Here is a 20,161-nt window from a genome sequence, read left to right as displayed (position 1 = left end):
CGGCCGGATGCCGGCCCGCCATGCCGTGGCGTCAGCTCGCCTTCTTGGTGATCAGGGTCAGTGCGCCATTGGGTTCCATACTGGCTGCGACCACCTGCGCCGAGGTCATTCCCTTGGCCTCGAGCGCCGACTTGACCTTGGGTGTGGCGTCGATCGAGCTGCGCAGTTTCTTCAAGCCGTCATCGCCGCGCTGGGCGATCACCTGGTTGACCTGCGTCTGGGTGTCCTTTGGCAACTCGGTGATGTCGACGATGTTGACGCTCTGGATCGTCGGCACCGCGGGCTGAGCCTGGGGCGTGGCTGGAGCAGGCGTTGCCGGCGCCGGAGCGGGCTGTGGCGCGGGTTGCTCCTGGGCACTGGCGGCGCCCGCCAGCATCAGGCTGGCGGCGGCGGCAAGAACTATCGTTTTGCGCATGGATTTTCCTTTCCATCGATTGGCAAACGGTCGGTCTGGGGTGACGCCCTAACCTCAACCGCCAAATGGGATCAGAAGGTGTCGCCCAGCAGGTCATTGCGTGACCATAGGATGGCAGCAATGTGCAGCCGCGCTTCAATCCAACCGCATTTCGGCAAACCGCATTTCGGGAGCAATCGCTGATGGCCAGAATTACCCGCGCCGCCTACGCGCAGATGTACGGCCCGACGGTCGGCGACAGAGTACGGCTTGCCGACACCGAACTGTTCATCGAGGTCGAGAAGGATCTCACCATCCATGGCGAAGAGGTGAAATTCGGCGGCGGCAAGGTGATCCGCGACGGCATGGGCCAGAGCCAGGTTTCCAGGGCGCAAGGCGCCGTCGATACCGTGATCACCAACGCGCTGGTGATCGATGCCAGTGCAGGCATCTTCAAGGCCGATGTCGGGCTTCGCGACGGGCGCATCGCGGCCATCGGCAAGGCCGGCAATCCGGACACGCAGGATGGCGTCACCATCATCATCGGCCCCGGCACCGAGATCATCGCCGGCGAAGGCAAGATCCTGACATCAGGCGGCTTCGACGCGCATATCCACTTCATCTGCCCGCAGCAGATCGAGGAAGCGCTGATGTCAGGCATCACCACCATGCTCGGCGGCGGCACGGGCCCGGCGCACGGCACGCTGGCCACCACCTGCACGCCGGGGCCATGGCACATGGCCCGCATGATCCAGTCCTTCGACGCCTTTCCGATGAACATCGGCCTGTCGGGCAAGGGCAATGCCTCGCTGCCCGCCGCGCTCGAGGAAATGGTGCTGGGCGGCGCCTGCTCGCTGAAGCTGCACGAGGACTGGGGCACGACGCCGGCGGCCATCGATTGCTGCCTGTCGGTCGCCGACGATTACGACGTGCAGGTGATGATCCACACCGACACACTGAACGAATCCGGCTTTGTCGAGAACACGGTCGCCGCCATCAAGGGCCGCACCATCCACGCCTTCCACACCGAGGGCGCCGGCGGCGGCCACGCGCCCGACATCATCAAGGTCTGCGGCCTGCCCAACGTCATCCCGTCCTCGACCAATCCGACGCGGCCCTACACGGTCAACACGCTGGCCGAGCATCTCGACATGCTGATGGTCTGCCATCATCTGTCGCCGTCGATCCCCGAAGACATCGCCTTTGCCGAAAGCCGCATCCGCAAGGAGACCATCGCGGCGGAAGACATTTTGCACGACATCGGCGCCTTCTCGATCATCTCGTCGGATTCGCAGGCCATGGGCCGCGTCGGCGAAGTCGCGATCCGGACCTGGCAGACCGCCGACAAGATGAAACGCCAGCGCGGCTCGCTGCCGCAGGAGACCGGCAACAACGACAATTTCCGCGTCCGCCGCTACATCGCCAAATACACGATCAACCCGGCCATCGCGCATGGGCTGTCGAAAGACATCGGCTCGATCGCGGTTGGCAAACGCGCCGACCTGGTGCTGTGGAACCCGGCCTTCTTCGGCGTCAAGCCGGACATGGTGCTGATCGGCGGCATGATCGCCGCAGCCCCGATGGGCGACCCCAACGCCTCGATCCCGACGCCGCAGCCGATGCATTACCGGCCGATGTTCGGCGCCTATGGCAAGGCCAGGACCAACTCGTCGGTGACGTTCGTTTCCAAGGCAGCGCTCGAGTCGGGACTGCATGGCAGGCTCGGTGTCGACAAGCAGTTCGTCGCCGTCGAAAACACCCGCGGCGGCATCGGCAAGCATTCGATGGTGCTCAACGACGCCACGCCGCATGTCGAGGTCGATCCGGAAACCTACGAGGTGCGCGCCGACGGCGAGTTGCTGACCTGCGAGCCGGCGACGGTGCTGCCGATGGCGCAACGGTATTTTCTGTTTTGAAGCGGCGCTTCCACCGGGCGAGCATTATCCGTTGCAGCCCTTGGTGGAAGGCAGCACTATGCGGCCAACCAACAGCTGCATTGTGATCGAGCATGACCACCGAAATCGCTTCCGCCCACGACATCTTCCCGCACATCCGCATCGTCATGGGCATGGTGATCGGGCTTGGTGTCGCCCGCCTGCTGTCGGGGGTGGCGCGCATCGTCCAGCATCCCGGCCAGTACAAGCTCTATACCGTGCATCTGGCCTGGGTCGTCTCGGTGCTCCTGATGCTGGTGCATTTCTGGTGGTGGGAGTTCGGCCTCTACGCCGTCGAGATCTGGACCTTCGGCAAATATTTGTTCATCATTTTCTACGCGATCACGCTGTTCCTGCTGTGCGCGCTTTTGTTTCCCGATTCGATGCTGGACTACACCAGCTACGAGGATTTCTTCTATTCGCGGCGGGCGTGGTTCTTCGGCCTGCTGGCGGCGACCTATCTGCTCGACGTGGTCGACACGCTGCTGAAGGGGCCGGAGCATTTCGCCCGCTTCGGCAGCGAGTATCTGTTCCGCACGCCCGTCTTCGTCGCGCTCTGCATCATCGCGATCCTGGTGCGCGACCGCCGCTTCCACATCGCCTTTGTCACGGCGGCGCTTATCTACCAGATATCGTTCATCCTGCGGCTCTTCGACACCATCGTCTGAACGAACGCGATGGTCTAGCTTTGTTGGGGAAAGGCAGGGTTCGACATGTACAAGGCCATTGGATCGCGCGTGTGCGGGCACAAGCAAATGGGAAATCCATGAAATGAAACTCAACCTCAACACCGACTTCACCAAATTCCCGCGCGTCGTCTCGGTGCTGTCCGCCGGCGCTGCCGGAACCACCCTACCGTCCGGCCGGGCCATTCTCGCCCATGACGAGCGGCATCTGCGCCGCCGGGCCATCGAACTTGCCGACGGCAGCAAGGTGCTGGTCGACCTGCCCGAACCCGTCGCCTTGAACGATGGCGACCGGCTGGTGCTGGAGAATGGCGGCCATATCGAGATCATCGCGGCACCGGAAGAGGTCTACGACATCCGCGCCCGCGATGGCGTGCATCTGGCCGAACTCGCCTGGCATATCGGCAACCGCCATCTCGCGGCAGGCATCGAGGCCGGACGCATCCTCATCCTGCGCGACCATGTCATCAAGGCGATGCTGGAGGGGCTGGGCGCCACCGTGACCGACGTTTCCGAACCGTTCAAGCCGGTGCGCGGCGCCTATTCCGGCCATGCTGGGCAAAGCCACGATCACGGCCATGCGCATGCGCACGCCGAAGCGCACAGCCATTCTCATGGCGAAGCGCATTCCCATTCGCACAGTCATGCCGGCCATCACCACGATCATGACTGACCAGCCTTCGAACATCGCCCTGCTGCGGCTGATGGCGTGGCTGTCGCCTGCCTTTCCGGTCGGCGGCTTTTCCTACAGCCATGGTCTCGAGCGGGCGGTGCATGACGGGTTGGTTGCCGATGCCGGGAGCCTCGCCGGCTGGCTGGAGACGCTGGTCGAGATGGGCTCGGGCTGGAACGACGCCGTGCTGTTCGCCGAGAGCTGGCGCCGAGCATGCGGCACCGGTGATCTCGATGAAGTGGCGGCACTCGCCGAAGCCCTGGCCGGCTCGCGCGAACGCCATACCGAGACCATGCTCCAGGGTGGAGCCTTCCTCAAAGCGGCGGCCGCCTGGCCTAATCCGGTGCTGGAGCGCCTGCCGGCCGAATGCGCCTATTGCGTCGCCGTCGGCGCCATTGCGGGTGGCAACGGCATCGCGCTTCAGGATGCGCTGTCAGCCTTCCTGCAAACCTTCTTCTCCAACCTTGTGCAGGCAGCGATCCGGCTTGGCATCGTCGGCCAGAGCGGCGCGACCACGTTGTTAGCCGGCTTCGAGCCGCTGGCCCTGGCGACCGCAAGCCGCGCCGCGCGCTCGACACTCGACGATCTCGGTGGCTGCGCCTTCGTCTCCGATGTCATGGCGATGAAGCATGAAACCCAATATTCGCGACTGTTCCGCTCATGATTTTTCTCGCCTTCTCGCTATCCTTTGTCCTGCTGCTGATCACCGTTCTGCATGTCTATTGGGGCCTTGGCGGCATCTGGCCGGGCCAGGACGCAGCCTCCTGCGCTCGCGCCGTGGTCGGCTTTCGCGGCGTCGATGAGATGCCGACGCCGTTTGCCAGTTTCGCCGTTGCCGCGTGCTTGTGCCTGGCGACACTATGGCCGCTGGCGCTCATGGGAGTCTTCGCTTCACCCTTCCCCAAGGAGGGTCTCGCCGCCACGTCGCTGCTCATCGGTCTGGTGTTCCTGGGGCGCGGCATAGCCGGCTTCACGCCATGGTGGCGGCGGCTGACGCCTGAACAGCCTTTCGCGCGGCTCGATGTCCGCTATTATTCGCCGCTGTGCCTGTTGATCGGGCTCGGCTTTGCCATCCTCGCCATCACGGAGTTTCCCGCATGACACAGACAAATGGTCCGCTGCGCGTCGGCATTGGCGGCCCGGTCGGTTCGGGCAAGACGACGCTGACCGAAAAACTGTGCAAGGCGCTGCGCGACGAGTTTTCCATCGCCGTCGTCACCAACGACATCTACACCAAGGAAGACGCCATGATGCTGGCGCGGCTGCAGGCGCTGCCCGAGGACCGCATCATGGGTGTCGAGACCGGCGGCTGCCCGCATACCGCGATCCGCGAGGATGCCTCGATCAATCTGCAGGCGATCGCGCAGATGAACAGGAAGTTCCCGGACCTCGACATCGTCTTCATCGAATCCGGCGGCGACAACCTTGCCGCCACCTTCTCGCCGGATCTCGCCGACCTGACGCTCTATGTCATCTCGGTCTGCCAGGGCGAGGAGATTCCGCGCAAGGGCGGGCCGGCGATCACCCGCTCCGATTTCCTGGTCATCAACAAAAGCGATCTGGCTCCTTACGTCAACGTCAACCTCGACGTGATGGAGAGCGACGCCGGCCGCATGCGCGGCAAGCGGCCGTTCGGCTTCACGGACCTGTCGCGCGGCAAGGGACTGCAGGAGGTGATCGATTTCATCATCGAGCATGGCGGCCTGCGAGCCGGCGCTGCCGCTGCCAGCACGGCGGCGTGAGCATCCCTGCACCAACCAAAACCGGTTGCGGGAATGGGCTGGCCACGGCATTCTTGCCGAAACCGGAGGATTTTTCGATGAGCCTTGCCCGTCTGCAAAAGGAAACGCTGACCAACCTGCCCTACTATGAGGAGCGCGTCGATCTCGCCTGTGCCTTCCGCTGGACGGCGCGGCTCAACATGCACGAGGCGGTGGCCAATCATTTCTCGCTGGCCGTCAACGATGAGGGCACACAATTCCTCATGAACCCCAACCAGGTGCATTTCTCGCGCATCAAGGCGAGCGACCTTCTGATGATCGATGCCAACGATCCGGAAACGCTCTCCGGCCCCAATGCGCCCGACCCGACGGCGTGGGGGCTGCATGGCGCCATCCATCGCAATGTGCGTCACGCGCGCTGCGTCATGCATGTGCACTCGATCCACGCTACGGTGCTGGCATCGCTCGCTGACTCGACATTGCCGCCGATCGACCAGAATTCGGCGATGTTCTTCAACCGCCATGTCGTCGACGCGCACTATGGCGGGCTGGCCTTCGAGGAGGAGGGCGAGCGCTGCTCGCAGCTTCTCGTCGATCCCAAGGTCAAGGTGATGGTGATGGGCAATCACGGCGTGCTGGTCATCGGCGACACGGTCGCCGATGCCTTCAACCGCATGTTCTATTTCGAACGCGCCGCCGAGACATACATCAAGGCGCTGTGGACCGGCCGCCCGCTGCGCACGCTTTCTGACGCGATCGCCGAAAAGGCGGCGAGCGAGATGGACGATTATCCCGGCCAGGCCGAACGCCATCTCAGCGAGTTGAAGGCGATCCTCGACGAGCAGGAACCGGTCTACCGGAATTGAGCGTCCTTCTCCCCGTGCCGTCACTATACGGGGAGAAGGTGCCGGCAGGCGGATGAGGGACGGCGCCGACCTGGGCGGTTTTCCTCAGAGCCCCAGCTCTTTCCCCAATTCCTCGGCGCTGTTGATGACGACGGCGCCGGGCGGGCCTTCCATCGGCTTTTCCGGCCAGAAGATCGTCTTCATTCCCGCCGCCAGCCCTGCCATGGCGCCCGGCCAGCTGTCGTCGATCGCCACCGCCTGCGCGGGGTCGACATCGGCCAGATACGCGGCGCGCAGGAATGGCTCGGCATGCGGCTTGCCTTCGCGCACGTCGTTGCGGCTGATCGTCTTCATGCCGGGGTAGATCAGGCCGACCATGCTCAAATTGGCGTCGACGATCATCCGGTCCGAATTCGAGACCACGGCCTGCTGGATGCCTCTTGTACGCAGCTCGTTGAAGATCTCGATCGCGCCGGGGCGCGGCTTCAAGCTCTCCACCAGCGGCAGGTAGTGTTCGTATTTGCGCAGGATCCAGTCGTCGAAAGGCAGGTCCAGGCCGAACTCGTCGCGCATCATCTCGTAGACCGGCCAGGCGGCGACGCCGAGCACGCGCTCATGCAGATCGTTCGGCGGGACAAGGCCGACATTGCGCATCGCCGCCACCAGGGCAGCTTCGTGCAGCGGTTCGCTGTCGACCAGCGTGCCGTCCATGTCCCAGAAAACCGCTTTCGGCGTCATGCGAGGCTCCTTTTTGCCATCCCTTAAAGGGTTTGAGCCGGGAGATAAACCTTCGGAGCGCAAGAACGTGCCGCCTGCCGGGACCGCAGCCAAGTCTCTTGGCGAGACAGACATCGTGGGGAGACGAGAAACTGGGCCGTGCCTACGCCGAGGGACAGCAAGCAATTGCCCCCGAGATTTGACAATTGCGCAGCAGGCCGTTCCCTGCGAAAGTGGGCATGGGCCGCTCTCATGACCGGCGGTCTCGGGAGGCAGGACTTTGAATAGCCGGCAGGATGGTGGCAGCAACAGGCTGGACGATGCGGCACGCGCCGGCTGGCTTTATTATGTTGCCGGCAACACACAGGACCAGATCGCTTCGACGCTTGGCATCTCGCGGCAAACGGCGCAGCGGCTGGTATCGCTGGCGGTGTCGGAGGGCTTGATCAAGGTTCGCGTCGACCATCCGATCGCCAACTGCCTCGATCTGGCGGCACGGCTGAGATCGCGCTTTGCGCTCGATCTGGTCGAAGTGGTGCCGAGCGACCCCAACTCGTCCTCGACCACGATCGGCATCGCCGAGGCGGCTGCCGCCGAGATCGAGCGACGGTTGCGTTCACCGACCCCGATCGTCATGGCGATCGGCACCGGGCGCACGCTGAAGGCGGCGATCGAGCAGCTGCCGCCGATGGAATGCCCGCAGCACAAGGTGGTGTCGTTGACCGGCAACATCTCGCCGGACGGCTCGGCCGCTTTCTACAACGTCATCTTCACCATGGCCGACAGGGTCAAGGCGCGTTCGTTTCCGATGCCGCTGCCGGTCATCGCCTCGTCGCCGGAGGAGCGCGAGATGCTGCTCAACCAGCCGATGATCCAGCCGACGCTTGCGCTTGCCGCCGAGGCTGACGTCACCTTCATCGGCATCGGCGACCTCGGCCCCAAGGCGCCGCTCTACGAGGACGGCTTCATTTCGGAGAGCGAATTGAAGGCGCTGCAGAAGGCCGGGGGCATCGCCGAGATCGTCGGCTGGGTGTTCGATAGGGAAGGCCGCATGATCGAGGGCATCACCAACGACCGGGTGTCGTCGGCGTCGCTGCCGTCACGCGAGAAATCGCTGGTCATCGCACTGGCGATGGGAGAACGAAAGCTGCCGGGCATTCTGGCGGCCGCGAACCGGCGGCTGATCAACGGCCTCATCACCGATGAACGGACCGCCGCCGCGCTGCTCGCCAGCATCTGACCGGAAGCACAACTGATTTGCGATAAAACCAACCGCGCTAGCTGTGCCGCCCGAAATGGTCGTTGCCATCGAGAAAACCGAGATCGCGCTGCAGATGCGGCGACAGGTCCCTGATGTCGAGATGTGCCCGTTTTTTGGCTGCGAACCAGCCGAATCCATCCGTCAGCCACGAAAACCAGCGATGATCGGGTGCGGAAGTGCATTTTTGCTGCGCCATGGTCATGATCGTCAACCTTCGCTATCCTGAACCCGAATGACGGGTTGACTGGAAATGTCGGTCTTGACGGCGGCCTTTGCCAATCGAACGTCGATAAGGACCCATAAGGAGGCTTTATGCCGGACCTCAGCTCTCGGCAGGTTTCACAGCTTCCGCCGCTGCAGGCGATCCGGGTGTTCGAAGCGGTGGCGCGGCATCTTTCCTTCACCAAGGCGGCCGAGGAACTTGCCATGACGCAAGCGGCGGTCAGCTATCAGATCAAGGTGCTGGAGGAACGGGTCGGCGCGCCGCTGTTCCTGCGCCGGCCGCGCCAGATCGCACTCACCGAGGCTGGACAGCGCCTTGCGCCAGCGGTCAGCGAGGCCTTCGCCATTCTCGGCCAGGCCTATGCGGCGGCGCGTGGCGGCGCCGACGGATTGCTGTGCGTCACGACGGTGCTGACCTTTGCCTCGAACTGGCTGGCGCACCATCTGGGCTCATTCCAGATCGCTCATCCCTCCCTTGCCGTGCGGCTCGAAACATCGAGCCGGCTGACGGATTTCGCCCGCGAGGATGTCGACCTCGCCATCCGGTCGGGCGGCGGCAAATGGCCGGGGCTGGAAGCCTACAAGCTGCTCGATGCCGATTTCACGCCGATGCTGAGCCCGAAGCTCGCGGCAAGCATCGGCGGCGTCAGGGAACCGGCGGACCTGTTGCGGCTGCCGATCCTCGATCCCGGCGACATCTGGTGGACGCAATGGTTCGAGGCTGCCGGCGTGCACTCGCACGATCTCGCCAAACGGCCCGGCAGCAGCATGGGCGCGCAGGCCTATGAGGCCAACGCGGCGATCGCCGGTCATGGCGTCGCGATCCTGACCAGGGCGCTGTTCAAGGCGGAACTTGCCGGTGGGCGCCTGATCCAGCCTTTCGATCTGGTTGGCGACGACGGCCATGCCTTTTGGCTGGTCTACCCCGAAGCGCGCCGCAACGTGCCGAAGATCCGTGCCTTCCGCGACTGGCTGCTGGCCGAGATCGCCTGCTGACCGGCAAGCTTGCGGGCTGCACCTGGTCTCGCAGATCCATCCGCTGTTGCCGCACTGTATCCGGCCGGGACGCTCTTCGTCCTGGCAATTTCCGCTCGTCCCGGCCTGCGGTGTCGCCCGGGTGCTGCGCTGCAGCATCGAATCCGACTTGACATAATTCACGCCAAGTGAGTAATTGCCCAAAGCCAAGGCAAATGCTCATCTTGGTTCAAGGGAGGAATTTGATGAAACTTCGCACGCTCACCCTGGGCTTGTTGTCGGCCAGCACGCTTGCGTTCGCCGCACACGCCGAATCCATCACCATCGCCACCGTCAACAATGGCGATATGGTCCGCATGCAAAAGCTGACCGAGGACTTCACCAAGGCGAACCCCGACATCCAGCTCAACTGGGTTACGCTCGAAGAGAATGTGCTGCGCGAGCGCGTCACCACCGACATCGCCACCAAGGGCGGCCAGTACGACGTGATGACCATCGGCACCTATGAGGTTCCGATCTGGGCCAAGCAGAGCTGGCTTTTGCCGCTCGACAAGCTCGGCGACGACTACGACGCCAAGGACATCATCCCGGCCATTGCTGGCGGCCTTTCGGTCGACGGCAAGCTTTATGCCGCGCCCTTCTACGGCGAAAGCTCCTTCGTCATGTACCGCAAGGACCTGATGGACAAGGCCGGGCTGAAGATGCCCGACGCGCCGACCTGGGACTTCATCAAGCAGGCCGCCGACAAGATGACCGACCGCGCCAATGGCGTGAACGGCGTGTGCCTGCGCGGCAAGGCCGGCTGGGGCGAGAACATGGCTTTCCTGACCGCCATGTCGAACTCCTTCGGCGCCCGCTGGTTCGACGAGAACTGGAAGCCGCAGTTCGATCAGCCGGAATGGAAGAACACGTTGCAGTTCTATGTCGACCTGATGAAGGCCGACGGCCCCGAGGGGGCTTCCTCCAACGGCTTCAACGAAAACCTGGCGCTGTTCCAGCAGGGCAAATGCGGCATGTGGATCGACGCCACGGTCGCCGCGTCCTTCGTTTCGGACCCGAAGAACTCGACCGTCGCCGATAAGGTCGGCTATGCGCTGGCGCCCGACAATGGCCTGGGCAAGCGCGGCAACTGGCTGTGGGCCTGGTCGCTGGCCATCCCCGCCGGCACGCAGAAAGCGGATGCCGCCGAGAAGTTCGTCTCCTGGGCGACCAGCAAGCACTATGCGGAGCTCGTCGCTTCGAAGGAAGGCTGGGCCAACGTTCCTCCGGGCACGCGCTCCTCGCTCTACGCCAATGCCGAGTACCAGAAGGCCGCTCCGTTCGCCAAGATGACGCTGGACTCCATCAACGCCGCCGATCCGACGCATCCGACGGTCAAGCCGGTGCCCTATGTCGGCGTCCAGTTCGTCGCCATCCCTGAGTTCCAGGGCCTTGGCACCACGGTCGGCCAGCTCTTCTCGGCGGCGCTTGCCGGCCAGTCGAGCGTCGACGACGCGCTGAAGCAGGCCCAGGACGCTGCCACCGCGGCAATGACCGAGGGCGGATACATCAAGTAAGGCTCCTCCCGGTGCCGACTGCCGGTCGCCTCCTTGACCGGCAACGGCCGCCCGAGTTCCCAGTTCGGGCGGCCGCCTTTAACGCCTTTGAAAATTCCGTCTGACCAGTGAAGGGTGACCGTCATGGCTACTCAGCAGACCCGTTCGCTTGCCCGTTTCATGATGGCGCCATCCGTGGTGCTGCTGTTCGTCTGGATGATCGTGCCGCTGGTCATCACCATCTGGTTCTCCTTCCAGCAGTACAACCCGCTCAATCCGATCCGCGACGGCTTCGTCGGCTTCTCGAATTACGCGCTGTTCTATTCCAACCCGGCCTTCCTGCAGTCGATCCTCAACACGCTCACCTTGGTGGTCAGCGTGCTCCTGATCACGGTGATCGGCGGTATCCTTCTGGCGCTGCTGATCGACCAGCCGATGTGGGGCCAGGGCATCGTGCGCATCCTCGTCATCTCGCCGTTCTTCGTCATGCCGCCGGTGGCCGCATTGGTCTGGAAGAACATGATCATGCACCCGCCATACGGGGTGTTCGCCGACATAGCCCGCTTCTTCGGGGCCCAGCCGATCGACTGGTTCGGGCAACATCCGATGCTGGCGATCATCATCATCGTCGCCTGGCAGTGGCTGCCCTTCGCGACGCTCATTCTTCTGACCGCGCTGCAGTCGCTCGACGGCGAGCAGAAGGAAGCCGCCGAGATGGACGGCGCCGGGTTCATCAGCCGCTTCATCTATCTGACGCTGCCGCACATGTCGCGCGCCATCACGGTCGTCATCCTGATCCAGACGATCTTCCTTCTCTCGGTCTATGCCGAGATCCTCGTCACCACCAATGGCGGCCCGGGATACGCCTCCACCAACCTGCCCTTCCTCGTCTACCAGAAGGCGTTGCTGGAGTTCAAAATCGGCCAGGCATCCGCCGGCGGTGTGATCGCCGTCATTCTCGCCAATATCGTTGCCTTCTTCGCCATGCGCGCCGTCGGCAAGAACCTGGACAAGTAAGGGAGGCTACGATGGCACGCTCAGTCACCACCCGGCACAAGACGATCGCGACGGTTGCCGCCTGGATCGTCGCCCTGCTGATCTTCTTCCCGATCCTCTACACGATCATCACCTCGTTCAAGTCGGAGCAGGAAGCCATCCAGGGCTTCAGCATCATCCCGTCGGGAACGTTCGAGAGCTATACCGAGGTCCAGGCACAGAGCGGCTACTTCAAGTTCTTCTTCAACTCGGTGCTGCTCTCGGTCGGCTCGACCATCCTGGCCCTGCTGGTCGCCATACCGGCGGCATGGTCGATGGCCTTCTCGCCGACCAAGCGGACCAAGGACATCTTGATGTGGATGCTGTCCACCAAGATGATGCCGGCGGTCGCGGTGCTGTTCCCGATCTACCTGATCTTCCGCGACACAGGCCTGCTCGGCAGCCGCATCGGCCTCATGATCATGCTGATGCTGATCAACCTGCCGATCGTGGTGTGGATGCTCTACACCTATTTCCGCGAAATCCCTGGCGAGATCCTGGAAGCGGCGCGCATGGACGGCGCATCGCTGTGGAACGAGATCGTCTATGTGCTGACGCCGATGGCGGTGCCGGGCATCGCCTCGACAATGCTGCTCAACATCATCCTGGCCTGGAACGAGGCGTTCTGGACGATCCGGCTGACGACGACGGAAGCCGCACCCCTGACCGCCTTCATCAGCTCGTTCTCAAGCCCGCAAGGCCTGTTCTGGGCGAAGCTTTCGGCCGCCTCGACGCTGGCCATCGCGCCGATCCTGATCATGGGCTGGTTCAGCCAGAAGCAGCTGGTGCGCGGCCTGACATTTGGTGCGGTGAAATAACGGAATTGCCCGAAGCAATCGGCAGAAATAACCCCTCGGGGAGGAAACCATGGGAAACATCACGCTCAAGAACGTCTCGAAATCCTTCGGAGCGACGTCCATCATCCCCGGTCTCGACCTGGTGATCGAGAATGGCGAGTTCGTCGTCTTTGTCGGCCCGTCGGGTTGCGGCAAGTCAACGCTGCTGCGCCTGATCGCCGGGCTCGAGGACACCAGCGGCGGCTCCATCAACATCGACGGCCGCGACGTCACCGGCGAGGCACCGGCCAAGCGCAAGCTCGCCATGGTGTTCCAGTCTTACGCGCTCTATCCGCACATGACGGTGGCCAAGAACATCGGCTTCCCGCTGAAGATGGCCGGTGAGGACAAGGCGACCATCGACAAGAAGGTGGGAGACGCGGCGCGCGTGCTCAACCTGACCAACTATCTCGAACGCCGGCCCGGCCAGCTTTCAGGCGGCCAGCGCCAGCGCGTCGCGATCGGCCGCGCCATCGTGCGTCAGCCGACCGCCTTCCTGTTCGACGAACCGCTGTCCAATCTCGATGCGGCACTGCGCGGCACCATGCGGCTGGAGATCAGCGAGCTGCACCATCAGCTCAAAACCACCATGATCTACGTTACCCACGATCAGGTTGAAGCGATGACCATGGCCGACAAGATCGTCGTGCTGAACGCCGGCAACATCGAGCAGGTCGGCTCGCCGATGGAGCTCTACAAGACGCCGAAGAACCTGTTCGTCGCCAGCTTTATCGGCTCGCCGAAGATGAACCTGATCGAGGGCGCGCCGGCTGCCAAAAACGGCGCCAAGACCATCGGCATCCGTCCCGAACACCTGGAGATCTCGACCAGGGCGGGCGAATGGAAGGCAGTCGTCGGCGTCGCCGAGCATCTCGGCTCCGACACCTTCCTGCACGTCCAGGCCGACGGCGTCGGTCCGCTGACCGTGCGCGCCGACGGCGAACTCGGCGTCCATCACGGCGACACCATTTACCTGACACCAGACAAGGCCAAGCTGCATCGCTTTGGCGCCGACGGAAAGGCAATCTGAACATGCGACTGGCCGGCAAATCCGCGCTGATCACGGGTTCGGCCCGCGGCATCGGCAGAGCCTTCGCCGAAGCCTATGCCGGCGAAGGCGCAACCGTCGCCATCGGCGACATCAATCTCGAGGCGGCGCAGAAGACCGCCGCCGAGATTGGCGGCAAGGCCTATGCGGTCAAGCTCGACGTCACCGACCTCGCCTCGATCGAGGCGGCGGTGAAAGCCGTCGAGACGAAGACCGGTGGCCTCGATATCCTGATCAACAACGCCGCCCTGTTCGACCTGGCGCCGATCGTCGAAATCACCAGGGCAAGCTACGACAAGTTGTTTTCCGTCAATGTCGCCGGCACGCTGTTCATGCTGCAGGCAGCCGCCCGCTCGATGATCGCGCGAGGCAAGGGCGGCAGGATCATCAACATGGCGAGCCAGGCCGGACGGCGCGGCGAGGCGCTGGTCGGCGTCTATTGCGCCACCAAGGCCGCCGTCATCTCGCTGACCCAGTCGGCGGGGCTCGACCTGATCAAGCACCGCATCAACGTCAACGCGATTGCCCCTGGCGTCGTCGACGGCGAGCACTGGGATCACGTCGATTCGCTGTTCGCCAAATATGAGAACCGGCCGAGGGGCGAGAAGAAGAAACTGGTCGGCGAGGCGGTGCCGTATGGCCGCATGGGCACGGCACAGGACCTCACCGGCATGGCTGTGTTTCTCGCCAGCAGCGACGCCGAATACATCGTCGCCCAGACCTACAATGTCGATGGCGGCCAGTGGATGAGTTGAGGGCGGGGGACGGCCTCTGCTCCTCGTCCCTCCGCGGGGAGCAGAGGCCGACTTCAGCGGGCGCGTAGCAAGTGCCACCCCTTATCCGCTCCCCGACGGGGAGAGGAGCGTAACGAAGGCCGAAACCCGGCCAAAGGGTAAAACAGATGACCGTGAAACTCTCGTCCTCTAACCTCTCCAAGCTGCCCGCCAACGTCGCAGGTCCGAAGTATGACCGCGCGACGCTGAAGGCCGGCATCGTGCATTTCGGCGTCGGCAATTTCCACCGCTCGCATCAGGCCGTCTATCTCGACGATCTGTTCAATGCGGGCATCGGCCATGACTGGGCGCTGATCGGTGCCGGCGTGTTCGACGGCGAAAAGATCGGTCGCGGCAAACTGGAAGAGCAGGACTGGCTCACCACGGTGGTCGAGCAGGATAGCGGCCATATGAGCGCACGCGTCACCGGCGCGATGATCGACTTCCTGATGCCCGGCGATGCGGCCGGTGTGATCGAACGGCTTGCCGACCCGGCGATCAAGATCGTTTCGCTGACCATCACCGAAGGTGGCTATTTCATCGACCCGGCCTCCGTCGTGTTCAACCCGACCCATCCCGACATCGTCGCCGACGCGCAGGCCGGCGCCACGCCGAAGACGGTGTTCGGCATCATCCTTGCCGGGCTGATGCGCCGCCGCGATGAAGGCACCGTGCCGTTCACCGTGATGTCGTGCGACAACATTCCCCACAATGGCCATGTCACCTCGGATGGCGTCATCGGCCTGGCCCGTTTGATCGACGAGGATCTGGCGAACTGGGTCAGCGAGCATGTCGCCTTTCCGAACGGCATGGTCGATCGCATCACGCCGGCCACCACCGACCGCGAGCGCGGCATCCTGGCCAAGGATTTCGGCCTCGAGGACAACTGGCCGGTGTTCTGCGAGCCGTTCCGGCAGTGGGTGCTGGAGGACCATTTCACCGATGGCCGGCCGCCGCTGGAAAAGGTCGGCGTGCAGTTCGTCAAAGACGTTGCGCCTTATGAACTGATGAAAATCCGCATCCTCAATGGCGGCCATGCAGCGATCGCCTATCCGGCCGGCCTGATGGACATCCATTTCGTGCATGAGGCGATGCAGGAGCCGCTGGTGAGCGGTTTTCTGGCCAAGCTCGAACGGGACGAAATCATCCCGACGGTGCCGCCGGTGCCGGACACGGTTCTGGAAGACTATTACCAGCTCATCGAGAGCCGCTTCTCCAACCCGAAGATCGGCGACACGGTGCGCCGGCTCTGCCTCGACGGCTCCAACCGCCAGCCGAAGTTCATCATCCCGACCATCGCCGACCGGCTGAAGGCTGGGAAAAGCGTCGCCGGCCTGGCCCTGGAATCGGCATTGTGGTGCCGCTACTGCTTCGGCACGACGGACAGCGGCGCCGTCATCGAGCCCAACGACCCGAGTTGGGACCGGCTGCAGGCGACGGCAAAGGCAGCAAAGGACGCTCCCGCCGCCTGGCTCGCCATGGAGGACATCTATGGCGATGTCGGCCGCGCAACGGCGTTTGTCGAGGCCTTTGCCCATGCGCTCAACGTGCTGTGGGCGAATGGCGCGCGCGCCACGCTGACGCGCTACCTCGCCGGCAAGCTCTGAGAGCCATTCTCGGCCATGACGCCTGAACTGGTCATTTTCGACTGCGATGGCGTGCTGGTCGACAGCGAGGCGCTCTCCGTCTCGGCGCTGCTCGGCATGGTCAGGCTTGCCGGCGGCAGCGTCAGTGAGGATGCCGCCTACGAGCATTTCCTCGGCAAGAGCATGAAAAGCGTGCGCGAGATCCTCGGCCGCGACTTCGGGCTCGATATCACCGACCTGCACCTGACCGAGATGCGCGTCGAATTGATGCGCAAATTCCGCGAGGAGCTGAAGCCGATCGCCGGTGTCAAGAAGATGCTGCCGAAGCTTGGGCTGCCGTTCTGTGTCGCGTCCTCGGGCACGCTCGACCGCATCCGCTACGCGCTCGACGTCACCGGATTGCTTGGGCTGATGGAACCGCACCTGTTCAGTGCCACCATGGTGGCCAAGGGAAAGCCCGCGCCGGACCTGTTCCTGCATGCCGCCGCCAGCATGCGGGCCCATCCACGCAAATGCCTCGTCATCGAGGACAGCCCGGCCGGCATCATTGCCGCGCGGGCGGCGGGGATGCGCGTGTTTGCCTTCACCGGCGGCTCGCATGCCGGCAACCCGACCTTGAAAGCGCGGCTTGCGTCGAGTGAACCGGACTTTATATTCGCTGACATGCTGCAATTGCCCGATCTGATTGCAGGCCTGGGAGCGAGAGACAGAGCATCTTGACGAAACAGTTCGTTTGCGCGGTCGATGTCGGCACCGGGAGCGCTCGCGCGGGCATTCTCGACACCAACGGCACCTTGCTCGGCCGCGCCGAGCGGCCGATCGCCATGAACCAGCCGAAGCCCGATCACGCCGAACATGATTCGCGCGATATCTGGTCGGCCGTCTGCGCCGCCGTGCGCGCTGCCCGCGAAAAGGCCGGCATAGCTGCCGAGGAGGTCGTCGGCATCTCCTTCGATGCCACCTGTTCGCTGGTGGTGCGCGACCGGCAAGGCGGCCAGCTCAGCGTCTCGACCACGGGCGACAAGCGCTGGGACACCATCGTCTGGCTCGACCACCGCGCCATCGCGGAGGCCGACGAATGCACGGCAAGCGGCCACGCCGTGCTGAATTACGTCGGCGGCGTCATGTCGCCGGAAATGGCGACACCGAAGCTGATGTGGCTGAAGCGCAATTTGCCGGAGACCTGGAATGAAGCCGGCTATTTATTCGATCTCACCGATTTCCTGACCTGGCAAGCGACAGGTTCGCTGGCCCGCTCGCAATGCACGCTGACCGCCAAATGGACCTATCTGGCGCATGAAGAGGCCGGCTGGCGGCGCGACTTCTTTGCGCTCGTCGGCCTCGGCGATCTTTTCGAGCACGGCAATTTGCCGGAAAAGGCCAGCCCGGTCGGCGCTTATATTGGCCAACTGACCGCCCAGGCAGCGGCCGAGCTTGGGCTGAGCGAGAAATGCCGGGTCGGCGCCGGCGTCATCGATGCCTATGCCGGTGCGCTTGGCGTGCTCGGCGGCTTTGCCGGCGACCAACAGGACATCGGCCGGCATTTGGCGCTGATCGCCGGCACGTCGAGCTGCGTCATGGCGATGTCACCGGATCCGCAGCCCTTCGCCGGCGTCTGGGGTCCCTATTACGGCGCGGCGCTGCCCAGGCTGTGGCTGTCGGAAGGCGGCCAGTCGGCGACCGGCGCCCTGCTCGACCACATCATCCGCTGGCACGGCGCCGGCGGCGAGCCGGATGCCGCCATGCATGCGAAGATCGCCAGGCGTGTCGCCGAGCTGCGCGCCACCGAGGGCGACAACCTTGCCGCGCGGCTGCATGTGCTGCCCGATTTTCATGGTAACCGCTCACCGCTCGCCGATCCGCATGCCGTCGGCGTCGTCAGCGGGCTGACGCTGGACTCCTCCTTCGACAGCCTGTGCAAACTCTACTGGCGCACCGCCGTCGGCATCGCGCTCGGCGTGCGCCACGTGCTGGAGGCGCTGAACGAGAACGGCTATCTGATCGATACGCTGCATGTCACCGGCGGCCACACCAAGAACCCGCTGTTGATGGAGCTCTATGCCGACGCCACCGGCTGCACGGTGATCGAGCCGCTGGCCGACGAGGCGGTGCTGCTCGGCACCGGCATGATCGCCGCCACCGCGGCCGGGCTGTTTCCCGACCTCAACGCGGCCTGTCTTGCCATGCAGCAAGGCGGCAGGACGCGCGCGTCGAACCCGAAATCATCAGGGCGTTTCGACCGCGACTACAAGGTTTTCCTCGAGATGCACCGCCAGCGGCGGATGCTGGACGCGATCCGCTAGAGCACCGGGGCCGGTCCCTGGCTCAATCCGTTCCCGTCCCTCCTCTCTTGCCTTCATGTCGCGTTTCGTCCAGAAGCTGACGCAAACGCCGCGAAACCGAAGGTTTTGCCGTTTGAAATGCGGCTTCCGGCTTTAATGCCGACGTGCCGTATCTGGAAAGAGCGGAACAATGTCTGCGATCGAAGCCGGCGCTCGCGCGCCGGAAAATCTTTGGCGTCAGGAAATCAGGGCGACGCTGGCGCTCGCCTGGCCGATGGTGCTGACCAATCTCGGCCAGACCGCGATGACGGCCACCGACGTCATGATGATGGGCCGGCTGGGGCCGGATACGCTGGCCAGTGGCGCGCTTGGCGCCAACCTCTATTTCATGCCGCTGATCTTCGGCCTCGGCCTGATGCTGGCGACATCGCCGATGATCGCCACCGAGCTTGGCCGCCGCCGCTATTCGGTGCGCGACCTGCGCCGCACCGTGCGCCAGGGCCTGTGGCTGGCGATCCTGATCTCGATCCCAATCTGGCTCGTGCTTTGGCACGGCGAAGGCATTCTGCTGGCCATGGGCCAGGAACCGGCACTGGCGCATCAGGCCGGCATCTATCTGCGCTGGCTCGAATGGGCGGTGCTGCCCTTCTACTTCTATATCGTGCTGCGCTCGTTCATCTCGGCGCTGGAGCGGCCGGGCTGGGCGCTGGTCATCGTCTTTGTTGCCGTCGCCTGCAATGCCTTCTTCAACTGGGTGTTCATGTTCGGCAATCTCGGCGTGCCGTCGATGGGCATTGCCGGGTCGGGCCTTGCCACCTCGCTGTCCTCAACGCTGATGTTCATCGGCCTGGCTGCCGTGGTGATGCTGGAGAAGAAGTTCCGCCGTTATCGTCTGTTCGGACGGTTCTGGCGATCGGACTGGCCACGCTTCAAGGGCCTGTTGCGGCTCGGCCTGCCGATTGCCGGCATTCTCGCCTTCGAGGTGACTATCTTCAATGCGGCCGCCCTGCTGATGGGCCTGATCGACGCGGATTCGCTGGCCGCGCACGCGATCGCCATCCAGATCGCCTCGATCTCCTTCATGGTGCCGCTTGGCCTCAACCAGGCGGTGACGGTGCGCGTCGGCCTTGCGCATGGCGCCGGCAATCCGCAAGGCGTGTCGCGCGCCGGCTGGACCGCCTTCGTCATCGGCGTCTCGTTCATGGCGCTGATGGGGCTGGTGATGATCCTGTGGCCGCATCCGCTGATCAGCGCCTTCATCGATCTGAGCAATCCGGCCAATGCCAGGGTGATCGAACTTGCCGTGTCGTTCCTGGTCTTCGCGGCGCTATTCCAGGTCTTCGACGGCGCCCAGGCGGTGGCCGCCGGCATGCTGCGCGGCCTGCACGACACCAAGGTGCCGATGATCTATGCCGCGATCGGCTATTGGGGCGTCGGCCTGCCGCTCGGCGTGCTGCTCGCCTTCCATTTCGGCCTGCATGGCGTCGGCATCTGGATCGGCCTGTCGACGGGGCTGGCCGTGGTGGCCGCGCTGCTGCTGGCGCGCTGGCTGCGGCGCGACCGACTGGCCCCGCCGCTCGCGTTCGGGCATTGAAACAGGACGGTTGGGCTCGGCGGCTGTTGTCCTGTGGACGTTGG

General features: G+C 64.0%; 21 protein-coding genes. 18 read left to right on the top strand and 3 right to left on the bottom strand.

All coding sequences use genetic code 11. The annotated features are described in order from the left end of the window. Positions 1 to 31: 31 nt before the first annotated feature. A complete protein-coding gene (locus tag EOC83_RS09530; RefSeq protein WP_063169756.1) occupies positions 32 to 415 on the bottom strand; it encodes a hypothetical protein in 384 nt (127 codons plus the stop codon). Positions 416 to 594: 179 nt separating this feature from the next. Here EOC83_RS09530 and ureC point away from each other — a divergent pair, with 179 nt between their 5' ends. The 7 genes from ureC to EOC83_RS09495 all read left to right on the top strand — a co-directional run bounded on the left by ureC (position 595) and on the right by EOC83_RS09495 (position 6,274). Continuing rightward, complete coding sequence (ureC, locus tag EOC83_RS09525; RefSeq protein ID WP_181172678.1) at positions 595 to 2,310, top strand: urease subunit alpha; 1,716 nt, start codon at positions 595 to 597, stop codon at positions 2,308 to 2,310. A 92-nt stretch (positions 2,311 to 2,402) separates the two neighbouring features. Beyond that, on the top strand, positions 2,403 to 2,996 hold the full coding sequence (locus EOC83_RS09520) for a hypothetical protein (RefSeq protein ID WP_027161070.1): 594 nt from the start codon (positions 2,403 to 2,405) through the stop codon (positions 2,994 to 2,996). A gap of 103 nt (positions 2,997 to 3,099) precedes the next feature. Beyond that, positions 3,100 to 3,687: an urease accessory protein UreE gene (gene ureE / locus EOC83_RS09515; protein WP_063169755.1), complete on the top strand. Its 588-nt coding sequence runs from the start codon at positions 3,100 to 3,102 to the stop codon at positions 3,685 to 3,687. After that, entirely contained in the window at positions 3,680 to 4,351 is a 672-nt protein-coding gene (locus tag EOC83_RS09510; protein ID WP_063170432.1) for an urease accessory protein UreF, read from the top strand. The genes ureE and EOC83_RS09510 overlap by 8 nt, the downstream gene beginning before the upstream one ends. Next, positions 4,348 to 4,788, top strand: a complete 441-nt coding sequence (locus tag EOC83_RS09505) for a DUF3995 domain-containing protein (protein ID WP_024502040.1) — start codon at positions 4,348 to 4,350, stop codon at positions 4,786 to 4,788. The genes EOC83_RS09510 and EOC83_RS09505 overlap by 4 nt, the downstream gene beginning before the upstream one ends. Next, positions 4,785 to 5,429, top strand: a complete 645-nt coding sequence (ureG, locus tag EOC83_RS09500) for an urease accessory protein UreG (protein ID WP_013528407.1) — start codon at positions 4,785 to 4,787, stop codon at positions 5,427 to 5,429. The genes EOC83_RS09505 and ureG overlap by 4 nt, the downstream gene beginning before the upstream one ends. A gap of 77 nt (positions 5,430 to 5,506) precedes the next feature. Next, a complete protein-coding gene (locus tag EOC83_RS09495; protein ID WP_024502042.1) occupies positions 5,507 to 6,274 on the top strand; it encodes a class II aldolase and adducin N-terminal domain-containing protein in 768 nt (255 codons plus the stop codon). Between the two features lie 84 nt (positions 6,275 to 6,358). On the opposite strand, the gene EOC83_RS09490 is transcribed toward EOC83_RS09495, so the two are convergent. Next, positions 6,359 to 6,991, bottom strand: a complete 633-nt coding sequence (locus EOC83_RS09490; RefSeq protein ID WP_063169754.1) for an HAD family phosphatase — start codon at positions 6,989 to 6,991, stop codon at positions 6,359 to 6,361. A gap of 259 nt (positions 6,992 to 7,250) precedes the next feature. Here EOC83_RS09490 and EOC83_RS09485 point away from each other — a divergent pair, with 259 nt between their 5' ends. Continuing rightward, positions 7,251 to 8,210 carry a sugar-binding transcriptional regulator gene (locus tag EOC83_RS09485; RefSeq protein ID WP_013528410.1) on the top strand — a complete coding sequence of 320 codons (960 nt, stop codon included), beginning with the start codon at positions 7,251 to 7,253 and terminating at the stop codon, positions 8,208 to 8,210. Positions 8,211 to 8,247: 37 nt separating this feature from the next. On the opposite strand, the gene EOC83_RS09480 is transcribed toward EOC83_RS09485, so the two are convergent. Further along, complete coding sequence (locus EOC83_RS09480) at positions 8,248 to 8,433, bottom strand: hypothetical protein (protein WP_063170431.1); 186 nt, start codon at positions 8,431 to 8,433, stop codon at positions 8,248 to 8,250. Between the two features lie 110 nt (positions 8,434 to 8,543). On the opposite strand from EOC83_RS09480, the gene gcvA reads away from it, so the two are divergent. From gcvA to EOC83_RS09430, 10 genes are all read left to right on the top strand, one after another. Then, a complete protein-coding gene (gcvA, locus tag EOC83_RS09475) occupies positions 8,544 to 9,449 on the top strand; it encodes a transcriptional regulator GcvA (protein WP_013528412.1) in 906 nt (301 codons plus the stop codon). A gap of 224 nt (positions 9,450 to 9,673) precedes the next feature. After that, positions 9,674 to 10,984 (top strand): sugar ABC transporter substrate-binding protein, encoded by a 1,311-nt coding sequence (locus EOC83_RS09470; RefSeq protein WP_013528413.1) that lies wholly within the window; start codon positions 9,674 to 9,676, stop codon positions 10,982 to 10,984. A 123-nt stretch (positions 10,985 to 11,107) separates the two neighbouring features. After that, positions 11,108 to 11,980 (top strand): sugar ABC transporter permease, encoded by an 873-nt coding sequence (locus EOC83_RS09465; protein ID WP_063169753.1) that lies wholly within the window; start codon positions 11,108 to 11,110, stop codon positions 11,978 to 11,980. 11 nt (positions 11,981 to 11,991) lie between these two features. Continuing rightward, a complete protein-coding gene (locus tag EOC83_RS09460; protein ID WP_063169752.1) occupies positions 11,992 to 12,816 on the top strand; it encodes a carbohydrate ABC transporter permease in 825 nt (274 codons plus the stop codon). A 49-nt stretch (positions 12,817 to 12,865) separates the two neighbouring features. Continuing rightward, positions 12,866 to 13,864 (top strand): ABC transporter ATP-binding protein, encoded by a 999-nt coding sequence (locus tag EOC83_RS09455; protein WP_063169751.1) that lies wholly within the window; start codon positions 12,866 to 12,868, stop codon positions 13,862 to 13,864. A gap of 2 nt (positions 13,865 to 13,866) precedes the next feature. Next, on the top strand, positions 13,867 to 14,637 hold the full coding sequence (locus EOC83_RS09450) for an L-iditol 2-dehydrogenase (RefSeq protein ID WP_063169750.1): 771 nt from the start codon (positions 13,867 to 13,869) through the stop codon (positions 14,635 to 14,637). Between the two features lie 146 nt (positions 14,638 to 14,783). Next, positions 14,784 to 16,262: a mannitol dehydrogenase family protein gene (locus EOC83_RS09445; protein WP_063169749.1), complete on the top strand. Its 1,479-nt coding sequence runs from the start codon at positions 14,784 to 14,786 to the stop codon at positions 16,260 to 16,262. Between the two features lie 15 nt (positions 16,263 to 16,277). After that, positions 16,278 to 16,961, top strand: a complete 684-nt coding sequence (locus EOC83_RS09440) for an HAD family hydrolase (protein WP_024502046.1) — start codon at positions 16,278 to 16,280, stop codon at positions 16,959 to 16,961. Then, positions 16,958 to 18,544: an FGGY-family carbohydrate kinase gene (locus EOC83_RS09435; RefSeq protein WP_063169748.1), complete on the top strand. Its 1,587-nt coding sequence runs from the start codon at positions 16,958 to 16,960 to the stop codon at positions 18,542 to 18,544. Before EOC83_RS09440 ends, EOC83_RS09435 begins: the two co-directional genes overlap by 4 nt. Positions 18,545 to 18,713: 169 nt before the next feature. Further along, the gene (locus EOC83_RS09430; RefSeq protein WP_013528421.1) at positions 18,714 to 20,117 is read left to right on the top strand and encodes an MATE family efflux transporter; all 1,404 of its coding nucleotides are present in this window, start codon (positions 18,714 to 18,716) and stop codon (positions 20,115 to 20,117) included. Positions 20,118 to 20,161 lie beyond the last annotated feature (44 nt).

The organism is Mesorhizobium sp. Primo-A (assembly GCF_003997175.1).
Lineage (GTDB): Bacteria > Pseudomonadota > Alphaproteobacteria > Rhizobiales > Rhizobiaceae > Mesorhizobium > Mesorhizobium ciceri.
This window is presented reverse-complemented; position numbering and strand designations above follow the sequence as displayed.

Excerpts from the sequence above, each read along its gene's own strand:
- EOC83_RS09430 (WP_013528421.1), top strand. The coding sequence starts at position 18,714 with ATGTCTGCGATCGAAGCCGGCGCTCGCGCGCCGGAAAATCTTTGGCGT.
- EOC83_RS09495 (WP_024502042.1), top strand. The coding sequence starts at position 5,507 with ATGAGCCTTGCCCGTCTGCAAAAGGAAACGCTGACCAACCTGCCCTAC.
- EOC83_RS09490 (WP_063169754.1), bottom strand. The coding sequence starts at position 6,991 with ATGACGCCGAAAGCGGTTTTCTGGGACATGGACGGCACGCTGGTCGAC.
- EOC83_RS09455 (WP_063169751.1), top strand. The coding sequence starts at position 12,866 with ATGGGAAACATCACGCTCAAGAACGTCTCGAAATCCTTCGGAGCGACG.
- EOC83_RS09460 (WP_063169752.1), top strand. The coding sequence starts at position 11,992 with ATGGCACGCTCAGTCACCACCCGGCACAAGACGATCGCGACGGTTGCC.
- EOC83_RS09440 (WP_024502046.1), top strand. The coding sequence starts at position 16,278 with ATGACGCCTGAACTGGTCATTTTCGACTGCGATGGCGTGCTGGTCGAC.
- EOC83_RS09470 (WP_013528413.1), top strand. The coding sequence starts at position 9,674 with ATGAAACTTCGCACGCTCACCCTGGGCTTGTTGTCGGCCAGCACGCTT.
- EOC83_RS09530 (WP_063169756.1), bottom strand. The coding sequence starts at position 415 with ATGCGCAAAACGATAGTTCTTGCCGCCGCCGCCAGCCTGATGCTGGCG.
- EOC83_RS09510 (WP_063170432.1), top strand. The coding sequence starts at position 3,680 with ATGACTGACCAGCCTTCGAACATCGCCCTGCTGCGGCTGATGGCGTGG.
- EOC83_RS09465 (WP_063169753.1), top strand. The coding sequence starts at position 11,108 with ATGGCTACTCAGCAGACCCGTTCGCTTGCCCGTTTCATGATGGCGCCA.
- EOC83_RS09520 (WP_027161070.1), top strand. The coding sequence starts at position 2,403 with ATGACCACCGAAATCGCTTCCGCCCACGACATCTTCCCGCACATCCGC.
- EOC83_RS09450 (WP_063169750.1), top strand. The coding sequence starts at position 13,867 with ATGCGACTGGCCGGCAAATCCGCGCTGATCACGGGTTCGGCCCGCGGC.
- EOC83_RS09445 (WP_063169749.1), top strand. The coding sequence starts at position 14,784 with ATGACCGTGAAACTCTCGTCCTCTAACCTCTCCAAGCTGCCCGCCAAC.
- EOC83_RS09505 (WP_024502040.1), top strand. The coding sequence starts at position 4,348 with ATGATTTTTCTCGCCTTCTCGCTATCCTTTGTCCTGCTGCTGATCACC.
- ureE (WP_063169755.1), top strand. The coding sequence starts at position 3,100 with ATGAAACTCAACCTCAACACCGACTTCACCAAATTCCCGCGCGTCGTC.
- ureG (WP_013528407.1), top strand. The coding sequence starts at position 4,785 with ATGACACAGACAAATGGTCCGCTGCGCGTCGGCATTGGCGGCCCGGTC.
- gcvA (WP_013528412.1), top strand. The coding sequence starts at position 8,544 with ATGCCGGACCTCAGCTCTCGGCAGGTTTCACAGCTTCCGCCGCTGCAG.
- EOC83_RS09480 (WP_063170431.1), bottom strand. The coding sequence starts at position 8,433 with ATGACCATGGCGCAGCAAAAATGCACTTCCGCACCCGATCATCGCTGG.